The sequence below is a fragment of the Falsiroseomonas oryziterrae genome (assembly GCF_021864505.1).
Lineage (GTDB): Bacteria > Pseudomonadota > Alphaproteobacteria > Acetobacterales > Acetobacteraceae > Falsiroseomonas > Falsiroseomonas oryziterrae.
The window spans coordinates 1-15,432 of sequence record NZ_JAKJIB010000064.1; the positions used below are offsets into that span (position 1 = coordinate 1).

Genomic DNA, 15,432 nt, shown 5'->3' on the forward strand with positions numbered 1-15,432 from the left:
CCCGTCTTCGCCAGCACCTTCGTGATCGCCGCCGTCAGCGACGTCTTGCCATGATCCACATGACCGATCGTGCCAATGTTGCAGTGCGGCTTCGTCCGCTCAAACTTCGCCTTTGCCATCTTCGTGCGTCCTGATCGGTCTGTGCGTTACCAGCGGTAGTGGCTGAAGGCCTTGTTGGCCTCTGCCATCCGGTGCGTGTCCTCGCGCTTCTTGACGGCCGTGCCGCGGTTGTTCGCCGCGTCCAGCAGTTCCGCCGAGAGGCGCTCTTCCATCGTGTTCTCGCCGCGCTTGCGCGCGGCCTCGATCAGCCAGCGGATCGCGAGCGCCTGGCGGCGCTCCGGGCGGACCTCGACGGGCACCTGGTAGGTGGCGCCGCCGACGCGCCGCGACCGCACCTCGATCGCCGGCTTCACATTCTCCATCGCCTCGTGGAAGAGGCGCAGCGGGTCGCTGTTCGCGCCGCCGCGGCGCTTCAGCGTGTCCATCGCCCCGTAGACGATGTTCTCCGCGACGGACTTCTTCCCGTCATACATCAGCACGTTCATGAAACGGCTGAGGACGAGATCCCCGAACTTCGGATCCGGCAGGACCTCGCGCTTCTCGGCGCGGTGACGGCGAGACATTCCCTGCCCTCCTTACTTCGGCCGCTTGGCGCCGTAGAGCGAGCGCCGCTTGCGCCGCTTCGGCAGGCCCTGCGTGTCGAGCACGCCGCGCAGGATGTGGTAGCGCACGCCCGGAAGGTCCTTCACGCGGCCGCCCCGGATCAGGACCACCGAGTGCTCCTGCAGGTTGTGGCCCTCGCCGGGGATGTAGCTCACCACCTCGTAGCCGTTCGTCAGGCGCACCTTGGCGACCTTACGAAGCGCCGAGTTCGGCTTCTTCGGCGTGGTCGTGTAGACGCGGGTGCAGACGCCGCGCTTCTGCGGGCTGCCCTGCAGCGCCGGAACCTTGTTCCGCTTCGCGTTCGGCTCCCGCCCCTTGGCGATGAGCTGGTTGATCGTCGGCATGACGCCCCTTCGCAAACCTATCTTCCGGGCCTGCGATTCACACCTGCGGCGCTTGCGCGCCCTCGGCGACCGCGACCCAGATCCGCCACGCGCTTGCGCCCGCCTGGGACGCGCATGCGCGATCCCTGCGGGCACCTGTCCCGCACGCGGCCTCAGCCCCCTTGGGGGCGGCGCCGCGCGCGCTGCGCTGTCGGACCAAAAACAGCCCAGCCGAGTAGTGCGCCTTCCGGCGCCACTCCCGGCCGAGGGCGCGCTATCTACGCCCCGCCCCGGGGGGAGTCAAGCGAAGGTGACGGCCCGAAAAGGCGAAGGCCGGCCCTTTTCGGGGGCCGGCCTTCAACTCTTTCGCGGCTGTGCCGCCGCCGCCTACTCGGCGGCGGTCGCCGGCCCGGGCAGCGGCGCCGCGGCCTGCGGGATCCGGCCGCGGTCGCGCTGCGCCGCAAGCGCCCGCAGGCGGTTCATGACGGAGCCCGTGCCCGCCGGGATCAGGCGCCCGACGATCACGTTCTCCTTCAGGCCGGCCAGCGTATCCACCTTGCCGGCCGTCGCGGCCTCGGTGAGCACGCGGGTCGTCTCCTGGAAGGACGCCGCGGAGATGAACGACGTCGTCTGCAGCGAGGCCTTGGTGATGCCCTGCAGCACCGGCTCGGCCCGTGCGGGACGTTCCTTGGCGGCGATGCGCTTCTCGTTCTCGATCTCGAACTCGATTCGCTCCACCGTCTCGCCCACCAGGAAGGTGGTGTCGCCCGGATCGACGATCTCCACCTTCTGCAGCATCTGCCGGACGATGACCTCGATGTGCTTGTCGTTGATCTTCACGCCCTGCAGTCGATAGACGTCCTGGATCTCGTTCACGAGGTAGTTCGCGAGAGCCTCGACGCCGAGGACGCGCAGGATGTCGTGCGGCACGCGCGGGCCGTCCACCAGGGGGTCGCCGGCCTTCACGTAGTCGCCTTCCTGCACCGAGACGTGCTTGCCCTTCGGCACCAGGTACTCGCGCGGGGTCGGCGGCTCGTCGGTGTCCGGCGCCTGGTCGGGGACGACCAGGATGCGGCGCTTGGCCTTGTAGTCCTTGCCGAACTCCACGCGGCCGTCGATGTCGGCGATGATCGCCGCGTCCTTCGGGCGACGCGCCTCGAACAGCTCCGCCACGCGCGGCAGGCCGCCCGTGATGTCGCGGGTCTTCGACGATTCGCGCGGCAGGCGGGCAATGACGTCGCCGGCATTCACCTCGCGCCCGTTGTCGACCGAGAGGATCGAGCCCGGGGGCAGGAAGGTGATCGCTTCCGCCCCGTTGTCGCGCTTCACCACGTTGCCCTTGGCGTCGCGCAGGATCAGGCGCGGGCGCAGGTCGGCGCCACGGCCGGTCGCCTTGTACTCGACGACTTCCTTGAAGGAGAGGCCGGTGACCTCGTCCGTCCGCTCCACCAGGGTGATGTTCTCGATGAGGTCGGCGAACTCCACCTTGCCGTTCTTCTCGGTGATGATCGGCAGGGTGAAGGGATCCCATTCGGCCAGCTTCTGGCCGCGGGTGACCGCTGCACCCTCGTCCACCAGCAGACGCGCGCCGTAGGGCACGCGCAGCCGGCCGCGCTCGCGGCCGTTGGCGTCGAACACCACGGCCTCGCAGTTGCGGCTCATCACCACCGGCGCGCCCTGGCTGTTGGTGACGACGGAGCGGTTGGCGAACTTCACCGTGCCGTCCGTCATCGCCTCGACCGCCGACTGCTCGGCGCCGCGCTGCGCCGCACCGCCGATGTGGAAGGTGCGCATGGTGAGCTGCGTGCCCGGCTCGCCGATCGACTGGGCGGCGATGACGCCGACCGCCTCACCCACGTTCACCGGCGTGCCGCGCGCGAGGTCGCGCCCGTAGCAATGCCCGCAGACGCCGACGCGCGAATCGCAGGTGAGCACGGAGCGGATCTTCACCGCCTCGACGCCCGCCTTCTCGATCTTCTCGGCGTCCGTCTCCTCGATCAGGTGGTTGCGCGGGACCAGCACCTCGCCGGTCGCCGGATCCACGACATCCTCCTGCGTCGTGCGCCCCAGGATGCGCTCGGAAAGCGAGGAGACGACCTCGCCGCCATCCATCACGGCGCGCACGGTGATGCCGCGCTCGGTGCCGCAATCATCCTCGACGATGATGCAGTCCTGGGCGACGTCCACCAGGCGGCGGGTGAGGTAGCCCGAGTTCGCCGTCTTGAGCGCCGTGTCGGCCAGGCCCTTGCGGGCGCCGTGCGTCGAGTTGAAGTACTCGAGCACCGTCAGGCCTTCCTTGAAGTTCGAGATGATCGGCTGCTCGATGATCTCGCCCGAGGGCTTCGCCATCAGGCCGCGCATGCCGGCCAGCTGGCGCATCTGCGCGGGCGAGCCGCGCGCGCCGGAGTGCGACATCATCCAGACGGAGTTGGCGGGCTTGCCCACCTCCTGCTTCTGGATCTCCTTCATCATCGCCTGCGCCACTTCCTCGGTGCAGCGCGACCAGGCGTCGACCACCTTGTTGTAGCGCTCGCCGGCCGTGATCAGGCCGTCGAGGTACTGCTGCTCGAACTCCTTGACCTGGTCCTTGGTGGTCTGGATCAGCGCGCCCTTGCTGTCCGGGATCACCATGTCGTTCTTGCCGAAGGAGATGCCCGCCTTGGCCGCGTTGCGGAAGCCGAGGCCCATCAGGCGGTCGGCGAAGATCACGCTCTCCTTCTGGCCGCAGTGGCGATACACCGCGTCGATCACGTCGGAGATGTTCTTCTTCGTCAGCAGCCGGTTCAGCAGGCTGTAGGGCAGGTTCTGGTGCAGCGGCAGCAGCGCGCCCATCATCATCCGGCCCGCGGTCGTCACGACGCGCTCGGTCACCACCTTGCCGTCGGCCGACATCGCCTTGCGGCGCGCGCGGATCTTGCTGTGCAGCTTGATCACGCCGGCCGCCAGCGCCTGCTCGATCTCGCCCATCGAGGCGAAGGCAGGCGCCTTCTGGTCCTCGGTCGCCTTGAACTCGGGCGTCTCGAGCGAGAGGTAGTAGAGGCCGAGCACGATGTCCTGGCTCGGCACGATGATCGGCTTGCCGTTCGCGGGGCTGAGGATGTTGTTGGTCGACATCATCAGCACGCGCGCTTCCAGCTGCGCCTCGAGGCTGAGGGGCACGTGCACGGCCATCTGGTCGCCGTCGAAGTCGGCGTTGAAGGCGGTGCAGACAAGCGGATGCAGCTGGATCGCCTTGCCCTCGACCAGCACGGGCTCGAAGGCCTGGATGCCCAGGCGGTGCAGCGTCGGCGCGCGGTTCAGCAGGACAGGGTGCTCGCGGATCACCTCCTCGAGGATGTCCCACACCTCCGGCCGCTCCTTCTCCACCATCCGCTTCGCGGCCTTGATGGTGGTGGCGTGGCCGTACTTCTCGAGCTTCGAGTAGATGAAGGGCTTGAAGAGCTCGAGCGCCATCTTCTTCGGCAGGCCGCACTGATGCAGCTTCAGCTCGGGACCGACGACGATCACCGAGCGGCCGGAGTAGTCGACGCGCTTGCCGAGCAGGTTCTGGCGGAAGCGGCCCTGCTTGCCCTTCAGCATGTCGGAGAGCGACTTCAGCGGGCGCTTGTTGGCACCCGTGATGGCGCGGCCGCGGCGGCCGTTGTCGAACAGCGCGTCCACCGCCTCCTGCAGCATGCGCTTCTCGTTGCGCACGATGATGTCGGGCGCGCGCAGCTCGATCAGGCGCTTCAGCCGGTTGTTCCGGTTGATCACGCGGCGATAGAGGTCGTTCAGGTCAGACGTCGCGAAGCGGCCGCCGTCGAGCGGCACAAGCGGGCGCAGCTCCGGCGGGATCACCGGCACCACGTCGAGGATCATCCACTCCGGCTTCGCGCCCGATTCGGCGAAGCTCTCGAGCATCTTGAGGCGCTTCACGAGCTTCTTGCGCTTCGCCTCGGAGGTCGTCTCCTTCAGCTCGGCGCGCAGCCGCGGCGCTTCCTTCTGCGGATCGATCGCGGCGAGCATCTGCTTCACCGCCTCGGCACCGATGCCGACGCTGAAGGCCTCGTCGCCGAACTCGTCCTGCTTGTTCTGGAGCTGGTCCTCGGTCAGCAGCTGATGGAGCTTGAGGTCGGTCAGGCCGGGCTCGAGCACCACATAGCTCTCGAAGTAGAGGACCTTCTCCAGCTCCTTCAGCGACATGTCGACCATCAGGCCGACGCGCGAGGGCAGCGACTTCATGAACCAGATGTGGGCGACCGGCGAGGCGAGCTCGATATGGCCCATGCGCTCGCGACGCACCTTCGCCAGCGTCACCTCGACGCCGCACTTCTCGCAGATGATGCCGCGGAACTTCATCCGCTTGTACTTGCCGCAGAGGCACTCGTAGTCCTTGATCGGCCCGAAGATGCGGGCGCAGAACAGCCCGTCCCGCTCCGGCTTGAAGGTGCGGTAGTTGATCGTCTCGGGCTTCTTGATCTCGCCGTAGGACCAGCTCCGGATCGTCTCGGGCGAGGCGATCGAGATGCGGATCTGGTCGAAGGTCATCGCCTGGCCGGTCTGGCCCAGGATCTTCATCAGCTCATTCATGCCGTCGTCTCCGTCCGGCAGGCGGGCACCCGGCAGATGCCCGCCGCGAAAAAGGGAAGCCGCGCCGCCGGGAGACGGCGCGGGATGTCGAACCGCCGCGTCAGGCCGGGCGGTTCTCGAGATCCACGTTGAGGCCGAGCGACTTGAGCTCCTTCACAAGCACGTTGAAGGACTCGGGGATGCCCGCCTCGAAATTGTCCTGGTCGCGCACGATCGCCTCGTAGACCTTGGTGCGGCCGGAGACGTCGTCGGACTTCACCGTCAGCATCTCCTGCAGCGTGTAGGCGGCGCCGTAGGCCTCGAGCGCCCAGACCTCCATCTCGCCGAAGCGCTGGCCGCCGAACTGCGCCTTGCCGCCCAGCGGCTGCTGGGTGACCAGGCTGTAGGGGCCGATCGAGCGCGCGTGGATCTTGTCGTCCACCAAGTGGTGCAGCTTCAGCATGTAGATGTAGCCGACGGTCACCTTGCGCTCGAACGGCTCGCCGGTGCGACCGTCCACCAGCGTGACCTGGCCGGACGTCTCGAGGCCGGCCTTCGTCAGCATCCCCTCGATGTCGGCCATGCGCGCGCCGTCGAAGACCGGCGTCGCGATGGGCACGCCCTTCTTGAGGTTGTCGCAGAGCTCGATCAGCTGGTCGTCGTCCAGCGGATCGACGTCGCGCTTCACGATCTCCTCGCCATAGGCCTCGACGAGCTTGGCCCGCAGCTCCTCGCGCATCGCGCCGCCGCGGCGGTATTCCTCCACCACCTCGCCGATCTGACGGCCCATGTTGGCGCAGGCCCAGCCGAGATGCGTCTCGAGGATCTGGCCGACATTCATGCGCGACGGCACGCCGAGCGGGTTCAGCACGAGGTCCACGCTCGTCCCGTCTTCCAGGAACGGCATGTCCTCGACCGGGACGACGCGGCTGACCACGCCCTTGTTGCCGTGGCGGCCGGCCATCTTGTCGCCGGGCTGGAGCTTGCGCTTCACCGCGACGAAGACCTTGACCATCTTCATCACGCCGGGCGGCAGCTCGTCGCCGCGCTGCAGCTTCTCGACCTTGCTCTCGAAGCGCTTCTGCAGGCGCTCGACCGCGGCGTCGAACTCGCGCTTCAGCGCCTCGATCTCCGCCATCGCCGCATCGTCCTGCACGCCGATCTGGCGCCAGGTCGCCTTGGCGAACTCGTCGAGCACCTGGTCGGTGATCTCGGTGCCGGCCTTGACGCCCTTGAAGCCGCCCGAGGCCTTGCGGCCCAGCAGCCGCTCCCGCAGGCGCGAGTAGAAGGAGCGCTCCTGGATCGCCTTCTCGTCGTCGCGGTCCTTCGCCAGTCGCTCGATCTCGGCGCGCTCGATCGCCATGGCGCGCTCGTCCTTGTCCACGCCGCGGCGGGAGAAGACGCGCACGTCGACGATCGTGCCGGCCACGCCCGGCGGCAGCCGGAGCGAGGTATCCCGCACGTCGGAGGCCTTCTCGCCGAAGATGGCGCGGAGCAGCTTTTCTTCAGGTGTCATCGGGGATTCACCCTTCGGGGTCACCTTGCCCACGAGGATGTCGCCCGGCTGCACTTCCGCCCCGATGTAGACGATTCCGGCCTCATCCAGATTCCGGAGGGCTTCTTCGCCAACATTCGGGATATCCCGCGTAATCTCCTCCTGGCCCAGCTTGGTGTCGCGGGCCATCACCTCGAATTCCTCGATGTGGATCGAGGTGAAGACGTCATCCTTCGCGATGCGCTCGCTGATCAGGATGCTGTCCTCGAAGTTGTAGCCGTTCCACGGCATGAAGGCGCAGAGCACGTTGCGGCCGAGCGCGAGCTCGCCGAGCTCGGTGGACGGCCCGTCGGCGATGATGTCGCCGGCCTTCACCTGGTTGCCGACCTTCACGAGCGGGCGCTGGTTGATGCAGGTGGACTGGTTGGAGCGCTGGAACTTGCGCAGCCGGTAGATGTCGACGCCGCGCGTCGTGTTGTCGTCGCCGGTCGCACGTACCACGATGCGCGCGCCGTCGATGCTGTCCACGACGCCGTCGCGGCGCGCCACGATGGTCGCACCCGAATCGCGCGCGACCGCCGCTTCCATGCCGGTGCCGACGAGAGGCGCATCGGCCTGGATGAGCGGCACCGCCTGGCGCTGCATGTTCGAGCCCATCAGCGCGCGGTTGGCGTCGTCGTTCTCGAGGAACGGGATCAGCGCCGCGGCGACCGAGACGAGCTGCTTCGGCGAGACGTCGATCGCCGTCACCTCCTCGGGCTTCACCAGGCGGAAGTCCCCGCCGTCGCGCACGCTCACCAGCTCGGACTTGAAGGTGCCGTCCGTGTCGAGCTCGGCGTCGGCCTGCGCGACCACCAGACGCTCCTCCTCCATCGCGGAGAGGTAGCGCGGCTCGCCGGTCACCTTGCCGTCCTTCACGAGGCGGTAGGGCGTCTCGATGAAGCCGTACTTGTTGACCTTGGCGAAGGTGGCGAGGCTGTTGATCAGGCCGATGTTCGGGCCTTCCGGCGTCTCGATCGGGCAGATGCGGCCGTAATGCGTCGGGTGCACGTCGCGCACCTCGAAGCCCGCACGTTCACGCGTGAGACCGCCCGGACCGAGCGCCGAGAGGCGGCGCTTATGCGTCACCTCCGACAGCGGGTTCGTCTGGTCCATGAACTGGCTGAGCTGCGAGGAGCCGAAGAACTCGCGCACCGCGGCCGCGGCCGGCTTCGCGTTGATCAGGTCGTGCGGCATCACGCTGTCGATGTCGACGGAGCCCATCCGCTCCTTGATCGCGCGCTCCATGCGCAGCAGGCCGACGCGGTACTGGTTCTCCATCAGCTCGCCGACCGAGCGGACGCGCCGGTTGCCCAGGTTGTCGATGTCGTCGATCGAGCCGTTGCCGTCCTTCAGCTGCATCAGCACGCGCAGCGTCGCGACGATGTCCTCCTTGCGGAGGGTGCGGATGTGGTCCGGCACCTCCTCGGTGGAGAAGCCGAGGCGCATGTTCATCTTCACCCGGCCCACGGCCGAGAGGTCGTAGCGCTCGGCGTCGAAGAACAGGCCGCGGAACAGGCTCTCGGCCGTCTCGGCGGTCGGCGGCTCGCCCGGGCGCATGACCCGGTAGATGTCCATCAGCGCTTCTTCGCGGTTGGAGTTCTTGTCCACCGCGAGCGTGTTGCGCATCCAGGGACCGGTCGCCTGGTCGACGGCGAGCGTCGGCAGGCGATCCAGGCCCGCCTCCTCGATGGCGGTGAGCTTCGCCTCGGTCAGCTCCTCGCCGGCCTCGGCCCAGATCTCGCCCGTCTCCCAGTTCACAAGGTCCTCGGCGACGTAGCGGCCGAGGAGGTCGGCGCGGCCGACCAGGACCTCCGTCGTGCCGCCCTCGGCGATCTTGCGCGCCGCGCGCGGCGTCAGCTTGATGTCCTTCGACGCGACTTCCTGGCCGGTCTTGGCGTCCACCAGCGGCTCCGCGAGCTTCATGCCGCGGAACGCCTCCGGATCGAAGGGACGCGACCAGCCCTTGGCGGAGCGGCTGAACACCACCTGGCCGTAGAAGGCGTTGAGGATCTCCTCCGAGTCCATGCCGCGGATCTCGTGCGGCTCGAGCGCGGGCAGGCCTTCATTGGCGCGGCGGACGCGCTCGCCCTCCGTCCAGATGCTGTCGAGCGCGTAGAGCAGCGTCGTCGCCGGCAGCTTCCGCTTGCGGTCGATGCGGACGTAGCAGATGTCCTTGGCGTCGAACTCGAAGTCGAGCCAGGAGCCGCGATAGGGGATGACGCGCGCGGCAAACAGGTACTTGCCGCTGCTGTGCGTCTTGCCCTTGTCGTGGTCGAAGAAGACGCCCGGGCTGCGGTGCATCTGGGAGACGATGACGCGCTCGGTGCCGTTGATGATGAAGGTGCCGTTGTCCGTCATGAGCGGCATGTCGCCCATGTAGACGTCCTGCTCCTTGATATCGCGGACGGAGCGCGAGCCGGTGTCCTCGTCCACGTCCCAGACGATCAGGCGGAGCCGCACCTTGAGCGGGGCGGCGAAGGTCAGGCCGCGCTGGATGCACTCCTCGACGTCGTACTTCGGCTCCTCGAGCTCGTACTGGACGAATTCGAGCCGGCCGCGGCCGCCGAAATCGTCGATCGGGAAGACGGACTTGAAGACCTCCTGCAAACCGGTGTGCGTCCGGCTGTCCGGGTCCACCCCCATCTGCAGGAACGTCTCGTAGGAGGCCCGCTGCACGTCGATGAGGTTGGGCATCGGCGCCACTTCGGGCAGCCGCCCGAAGGACTTCCGAATGCGCTTGCGCCCGGTAAAGGACTTCGTGATAGCGTTCATGCCTGTCCCGCTTCCCTGGCCCGCCGCCCCCGCACCGGGGCAGCCGGCAGAAACCCGTGGTGTACCAACCCGTTGCCATCCTTGGCCGCGGCACGACGGCCACGGACGCGGACAGCAGCAAAATCAAACGCGGGCGCGGGCGGGACCCCGACCCCGGAGTCCCGCCCGTTCCCAACCCTGGTAGCCCTGCCCGCCCGCCGCAGGGGCGGGCCGGCTGATGCGCCGGGGGTCGCCCGGCGCACCGATATCAGGTGATCTCGACGGTCGCGCCGTTCTCTTCGAGCACCTTCTTGATCTTCGCCGCCTCGTCCTTGTTCACGCCTTCCTTGACGGTCTTCGGCGCGCCCTCGACGAGGTCCTTGGCCTCCTTCAGGCCGAGACCCGTGATGGTGCGGATCTCCTTGATGACGTTGATCTTCTTGTCGCCACCGTTCTTCAGGATAACGGTGAACTCCGTCTTCTCCTCGGCGGCCGGCGCGGCGGCGGCACCGCCAGCGGCCGGAGCGGCGGCCACGGCGACCGGCGCCGCGGCGGAAACGCCCCACTTCTCCTCGAGCATCTTGGAGAGCTCGGCGGCCTCCAGGACGGTCAGGCTGGACAGCTCGTCAACGAGCTTCGCAAGGTCTGCCATGTGCGTGTACCTTTCGATCTAATGGCTTGGCTTGAGGTTTGCAACACCCAGGCGCATCCTGGATGTTCTTGCTTTGGTCAGGCGGCCCGCGTCCCGCCGCATCCGCCGCCCCTCCGGGGTGGCGACTGCGCCGGGCGGGACGCCGGTCACGCGGCTGCCGCCTCGTCCTTCTTGGCGTAGGCCGAGAACACCCGGGCGAGCTGGCTGCCAGGGGCCTGCAGCACGCCGGCGATCCGCGTCGCCGGGGTCTGGATCAGGCCGAGCAGCTGCGCGCGCAGCGTCTCGAGCGAGGGCAGCTCGGCCAGGGCCTTCACGCCATCGGCGCTCAGCATCTGGGTCCCGAGCGACCCGCCAAGGATGACGAACTTGTCGTTCGTCCGGGCGAAGTCCACCGCCGTCTTCGCCACCGCCACGGGGTCCGTCGACCACGCGATCGCGGTCGGACCCTTCAGCAGGGGCTGGATGGCCTGGAACTTCGATCCGTCGAGGGCGAGCGAGGCCAACCGGTTCTTCGCCACCTTGTAGCTCGCGCCGGCATCCCGCATGCGCTGCCGCAGCACCGTCGCATCCGCCACCGTCAGCCCCTTGTTCTGGCTGACGAGGACGAAGGACGTATCCGCGAACACCGCCTGCATCGCCTGCACGAAGGCGCGCTTTTCCGTACGGTCCACGTCCGTCTCCTAGTGTTGCCGCTGCGATTCACGCCTCCGGTGCTCGGGGCCTGCGGCCCTCTGCGCCCTGCGGCGATCGCAGCGGGGCCCCGCCTTCTGGAAGGGCGGAAGCCGGTTCATCCGCGCCGGAACGCCGACGCGGCACTCGCCTGTTGGAAGGGACCGTCAAGCCAAGCCGATCGGGGCGGCACCCCGGCCGGCGGAACTTCTCGGCACCCCATCTATCCCCTGCGGGCTTGCGCCGCTTCAAGGCCGGTTGCCCGGCCACAGGAGGTCTCCGACAGGTTCGGCCAGGGGGTGTCCCGAGGGTCGCCCCCTGCCCTGCCCGACGGCCGAAGCCGCCGTATCTCGTCCGGACCTCAGCCCCCGGTGACGGAGGCCAGGTCCACCTTCACGCCCGGGCCCATCGAGGAGCTCAGCGACACCTTCTTCACGTAGGTGCCCTTCGCGCCCGAGGGGCGGGCCTTCTGGATCGCATCGATGAAGGCGCGCGCGTTGTTCAGCAGCGCGTCCTCGCCAAAGCTCGCCTTGCCGATGCCGGCATGGACGATGCCGGCCTTCTCGGCACGGAACTCCACTTGGCCGGCCTTCGCGGCCTGCACGGCGCCCTTCACGTCCATCGTCACCGTGCCGAGCTTCGGGTTCGGCATCAGGCCGCGCGGGCCGAGCACCTTACCGAGGCGGCCGACGAGGGCCATCATGTCCGGCGTCGCGATGCAGCGCTCGAACTCGATCTTGCCTTCCTGCACCAGGGCGGCGAGGTCGTCCGCGCCGACCACGTCGGCGCCGGCGGCCTTGGCCTCCTCGGCCTTCGCGCCGCGGGCGAAGACGCCAACGCGCAGCGTCTTGCCGGTGCCGGCCGGCAGGCCGACCACGCCGCGGACCATCTGGTCGGCGTGGCGCGGGTCGATGCCGAGGTTCATCGCGATCTCGACCGTCTCGTCGAACTTCGCCTTGGCGTTCGCCTTGACGAGCTTGACCGCCTGGTCGAGCGAATAGGCCTTGTCGCGGTCGAAGGCGGTGCTGGCGGCCTTCAGGCGCTTGCCGATCTTGGCCATGGCGTCAGCCCTCCACCACCGTCATGCCCATGGACCGGGCGGAGCCCGCGAGCATGCGCACCGCGCTTTCCACGTCGGTGCAGTTCATGTCCTTCATCTTCACCTTGGCGATCTCGCGCAGCTGCGTCTTGGTGACGCGGCCGACGGTGCCACCCTTGCCCGGCGTCTGGCTGCCCTTCTCGATCTTGGCGGCCTTCAGCAGGAAGTAGGTGTTCGGTGGCGTCTTGGTGATGAAGGAGAAGGTGCGATCGCTATACGCGGTGATGACGACCGGCGTCGGGGTGCCGGGCTCCATCTGCTGCGTCGCCGCGTTGAACTCCTTCACGAACTGCATGATGTTCAGGCCGCGCTGGCCGAGCGCGGGACCCACCGGCGGCGAGGGGTTCGCCTTGCCGGCCGGGATCTGCAGCTTGATGTAGCCGACGATCTTCTTCGCCACGTGTCAGTCCTCTGTTGCGCCTCGCGGCGCGCCACTCACAGAGGCCCGCGGTCCATGCGACCCTGGCCTTGCGGCCCCGGTCTCCCGCGTTCCCTGCAAAACCGCGCGGCCCGGGAATGACCCAGGCCGCGGCGAGCGCGGGCCTATAGCGGCGGCGCGGGACGCTGTCCAGTGCCGCCGCGGAGCGCCGTGTCAGGCCCGGCTCAGAGCTTCTCGACCTGCCCGTATTCCAGCTCGACCGGGGTGGAGCGGCCGAAGATCGAGACGCTGACCTTCACCCGGCCGCGCTCCTCGTCCACCTCCTCCACCGTGCCGTTGAAGCTGGTGAAGGGGCCGTCCGCCACGCGGACCTGCTCGCCGACCTCGTAGACGATGGCGGGACGCTTCGGCTTCTCGGCCTGGTCCGTCATCTGCTTCAGCATCCGCTGCGCTTCCTGCTCGCGGATCGGGGTCGGGCGGTTCTTCTCGCCGAGGAAGCCGGTCACCTTCGGCGTGTTCTTCACCAGGTGCCAGGCGTCGTCGGTCATCTCCATCTTCACCAGCACGTAGCCGGGGAAGAACTTGCGCTCCTGGTTGGTCTTCTGGCCGCGGCGGACCTCGACGACCTCCTCGGCGGGGACCAGGATCTCCTCGAACTTGTCGGCCAGGCCCTTCTGGGCGGCCTGCTCGCGGATCTGCTGCGAGATCTTCTTCTCGAAGCCCGAATAGACGTGCACCACGTACCACTTCTTGTCGGCCATGACGGCGTCAGACCCCCAGTCCGAACAGCAGGCGCATGGCGCCGGAGATGATCCAGTCCACCAGCATGAAGAACAGCGCCGCGAGCGCCGACAGCGCCAGCACGAGGCCCGTGGTCACCAGCGTCTCCTTGCGCGTCGGCCAGGTGACGCGAGCCACCTCCTGACGCACCTCGCGGACGAATCCGGCGGGATCGAACTTGGCCAAGACGGCCCCTTTCAGCGACGACACTCGACAGACCGGATGCCGGGGAGGCGCGACCCGCATGGGGCCGCCTGCCGCGGCATTCGCGCGGCCGCATGGCAGGGGCGGAGGGTCTCGAACCCCCAACCTCCGGTTTTGGAGACCGGCGCTCTAGCCAATTGAGCTACGCCCCTAGCGGTCCGCGCGGGCCTGAGGCGGAGCAGCTCCGCGGACAGTCTCCCGGCGTGGCGCGCATGGGCCGCGCGAGGGCGGAGCCATAGCGGAGCGGCCCCGGGGTGACAAGCGGCCGGTGACGAGCAGCAGCTGACAAGCGGCGGCCCTGGGCGACGCGGCACCGTCGGGCGCGAAGATTCAGCGCCGCGGGTCGCGGATCACCAGCGTGCCGGCCATCTTGTCGTGCCAGCCCTGGCGTCGCTTGTCCCAGAGCGCCCAGAGATAGCCGAGGCCGAGCGGCAGGGCGGAGACGAGGTAGCCGACATAGCGCAGCGTGAAGCGACCCATCGTCGGGATGCCGCCGGTGTCGGCGTCCACGATGCGCAGCCCGAGCACGAGCTTGCCCGGCGTCGCCTGCCGCTCCGCCCAGAACAGCAGCACGATCAGCGCGCCGACCATGTTGGCCATCAGCTCGCCACCCGCCGACATGCCGCGGCCGCCATTCACGAAGTCGGCGATGAGCCCGAGGATCAGCGACAGCGGCAGCAGCCAGAACAGGTCGATGACCTGCGCCAGAAGGCGCGACCCGAAGCTCGCCAGCTCCGGCTGCGACTGCCCGTATCCACCGCCGAAGGACATCCCGAACCCCGTCCGATCTCCGCGAGCGTAAGGCCACAGCCCTCGGCCCGTGTCCAGCAACGCAACAAAAAAGGCGGGCGCCGAAGCGCCCGCCTCGATGACCGCCGGAAAGGCGCCCCTACTTCACGATCTTGGCGACGACGCCGGCGCCGACGGTGCGGCCGCCTTCGCGGATCGCAAACCGCAGGCCCTCGTCCATGGCGATCGGCGCGATCAGCTCAACATCCATCGACACGTTGTCGCCCGGCATCACCATCTCGGTGCCCTCCGGCAGCTTCACCACGCCCGTCACGTCCGTCGTGCGGAAGTAGAACTGCGGACGGTAGTTGGTGAAGAACGGCGTGTGGCGACCGCCCTCCTCCTTCGTCAGGATGTACGCCTCCGCCTTGAACTGCGTGTGCGGCGTGATCGAGCCGGGTGCGGCCAGCACCTGACCGCGCTCCACATCCTCGCGCTTCGTGCCGCGCAGCAGCGCGCCGATGTTGTCGCCCGCCTCGCCGCTGTCCAGCAGCTTGCGGAACATCTCCACGCCCGTCACCGTCGTCTTCACCGTCGGCTTCAGGCCGACGATCTCGACCTCCTCGCCAACCTTCACCACGCCGCGCTCCACGCGACCCGTCACCACCGTGCCGCGGCCCGAAATCGAGAACACGTCCTCGATCGGCATCAGGAACGGACGGTCCTTCGGACGCTCCGGCTGCGGAATGTAGGCGTCCACCGCCTCCATCAGCTTCAGGATCGCCTGCTCGCCCAGCGCCGGCTCGCGGTCCTCCAGCGCGCACAGCGCCGAGCCCTTGATCACCGGAATCTCGTCACCCGGGAACTTGTACGAGCTCAGCAGCTCGCGAACCTCCATCTCGACCAGCTCAACCAGGTCGGGGTCCGCCATGTCCATCTTGTTCAGGAACACCACCAGCGCCGGCACGCCCACCTGACGCGCCAGCAGGATGTGCTCCCGCGTCTGCGGCATCGGGCCGTCCGCCGCCGAGACCACCAGGATCGCGCCGTCCATCTGCGCCGCACCCGTGATCATGTTCTTCACGTAGTCCGCATGGC

Annotated in this window: 13 protein-coding genes and 1 tRNA gene; all 14 read right to left on the reverse strand. The window is 68.3% G+C overall.

Annotation, left to right across the window (positions count from 1 at the left end; translation table 11 throughout):
- Positions 1-119, reverse strand: a 119-nt coding sequence (locus L2I40_RS07915; RefSeq protein WP_237214376.1) for a GTP-binding protein, incomplete at its 3' end; no start/stop codon positions are given.
- A gap of 27 nt (positions 120-146) precedes the next feature.
- Entirely contained in the window at positions 147-623 is a 477-nt protein-coding gene (gene rpsG / locus L2I40_RS07920; protein WP_237214364.1) for a 30S ribosomal protein S7, read from the reverse strand.
- A gap of 12 nt (positions 624-635) precedes the next feature.
- Positions 636-1,007: a 30S ribosomal protein S12 gene (gene rpsL, locus L2I40_RS07925; RefSeq protein WP_237214365.1), complete on the reverse strand. Its 372-nt coding sequence runs from the start codon at positions 1,005-1,007 to the stop codon at positions 636-638.
- 366 nt (positions 1,008-1,373) lie between these two features.
- The gene (rpoC, locus tag L2I40_RS07930; protein WP_237214366.1) at positions 1,374-5,555 is read right to left on the reverse strand and encodes a DNA-directed RNA polymerase subunit beta'; all 4,182 of its coding nucleotides are present in this window, start codon (positions 5,553-5,555) and stop codon (positions 1,374-1,376) included.
- Positions 5,556-5,655: 100 nt separating this feature from the next.
- Positions 5,656-9,843: a DNA-directed RNA polymerase subunit beta gene (gene rpoB, locus L2I40_RS07935; protein WP_237214367.1), complete on the reverse strand. Its 4,188-nt coding sequence runs from the start codon at positions 9,841-9,843 to the stop codon at positions 5,656-5,658.
- Positions 9,844-10,090: 247 nt separating this feature from the next.
- Positions 10,091-10,474: a 50S ribosomal protein L7/L12 gene (gene rplL, locus L2I40_RS07940; RefSeq protein ID WP_237214368.1), complete on the reverse strand. Its 384-nt coding sequence runs from the start codon at positions 10,472-10,474 to the stop codon at positions 10,091-10,093.
- 146 nt (positions 10,475-10,620) lie between these two features.
- Positions 10,621-11,145 (reverse strand): 50S ribosomal protein L10, encoded by a 525-nt coding sequence (gene rplJ, locus L2I40_RS07945; protein ID WP_237214369.1) that lies wholly within the window; start codon positions 11,143-11,145, stop codon positions 10,621-10,623.
- 359 nt (positions 11,146-11,504) lie between these two features.
- Entirely contained in the window at positions 11,505-12,203 is a 699-nt protein-coding gene (gene rplA / locus L2I40_RS07950) for a 50S ribosomal protein L1 (protein ID WP_237214370.1), read from the reverse strand.
- Between the two features lie 4 nt (positions 12,204-12,207).
- Positions 12,208-12,642 carry a 50S ribosomal protein L11 gene (gene rplK, locus L2I40_RS07955; RefSeq protein WP_237214371.1) on the reverse strand — a complete coding sequence of 145 codons (435 nt, stop codon included), beginning with the start codon at positions 12,640-12,642 and terminating at the stop codon, positions 12,208-12,210.
- 203 nt (positions 12,643-12,845) lie between these two features.
- Positions 12,846-13,382, reverse strand: coding sequence for a transcription termination/antitermination protein NusG (nusG, locus tag L2I40_RS07960; RefSeq protein WP_237214372.1), 537 nt, complete (start codon positions 13,380-13,382; stop codon positions 12,846-12,848).
- A 7-nt stretch (positions 13,383-13,389) separates the two neighbouring features.
- A complete protein-coding gene (gene secE, locus L2I40_RS07965; RefSeq protein ID WP_237214373.1) occupies positions 13,390-13,587 on the reverse strand; it encodes a preprotein translocase subunit SecE in 198 nt (65 codons plus the stop codon).
- A 93-nt stretch (positions 13,588-13,680) separates the two neighbouring features.
- Positions 13,681-13,757 (reverse strand) — tRNA-Trp (locus L2I40_RS07970).
- Positions 13,758-13,935: 178 nt separating this feature from the next.
- On the reverse strand, positions 13,936-14,376 hold the full coding sequence (locus tag L2I40_RS07975; RefSeq protein WP_237214374.1) for an RDD family protein: 441 nt from the start codon (positions 14,374-14,376) through the stop codon (positions 13,936-13,938).
- Positions 14,377-14,494: 118 nt separating this feature from the next.
- The coding region (gene tuf / locus L2I40_RS07980; RefSeq protein WP_237214375.1) for an elongation factor Tu at positions 14,495-15,432 on the reverse strand (938 nt) is incomplete at its 5' end.

Bases quoted from the DNA above. Each gene is read 5' to 3' on its own strand.
- L2I40_RS07975 (WP_237214374.1), bottom strand. From the start codon at position 14,376: ATGTCCTTCGGCGGTGGATACGGGCAGTCGCAGCCGGAGCTGGCGAGC.
- rplL (WP_237214368.1), bottom strand. From the start codon at position 10,474: ATGGCAGACCTTGCGAAGCTCGTTGACGAGCTGTCCAGCCTGACCGTC.
- rpsL (WP_237214365.1), bottom strand. From the start codon at position 1,007: ATGCCGACGATCAACCAGCTCATCGCCAAGGGGCGGGAGCCGAACGCG.
- rplA (WP_237214370.1), bottom strand. From the start codon at position 12,203: ATGGCCAAGATCGGCAAGCGCCTGAAGGCCGCCAGCACCGCCTTCGAC.
- rpsG (WP_237214364.1), bottom strand. From the start codon at position 623: ATGTCTCGCCGTCACCGCGCCGAGAAGCGCGAGGTCCTGCCGGATCCG.
- rpoC (WP_237214366.1), bottom strand. From the start codon at position 5,555: ATGAATGAGCTGATGAAGATCCTGGGCCAGACCGGCCAGGCGATGACC.
- rpoB (WP_237214367.1), bottom strand. From the start codon at position 9,843: ATGAACGCTATCACGAAGTCCTTTACCGGGCGCAAGCGCATTCGGAAG.
- nusG (WP_237214372.1), bottom strand. From the start codon at position 13,382: ATGGCCGACAAGAAGTGGTACGTGGTGCACGTCTATTCGGGCTTCGAG.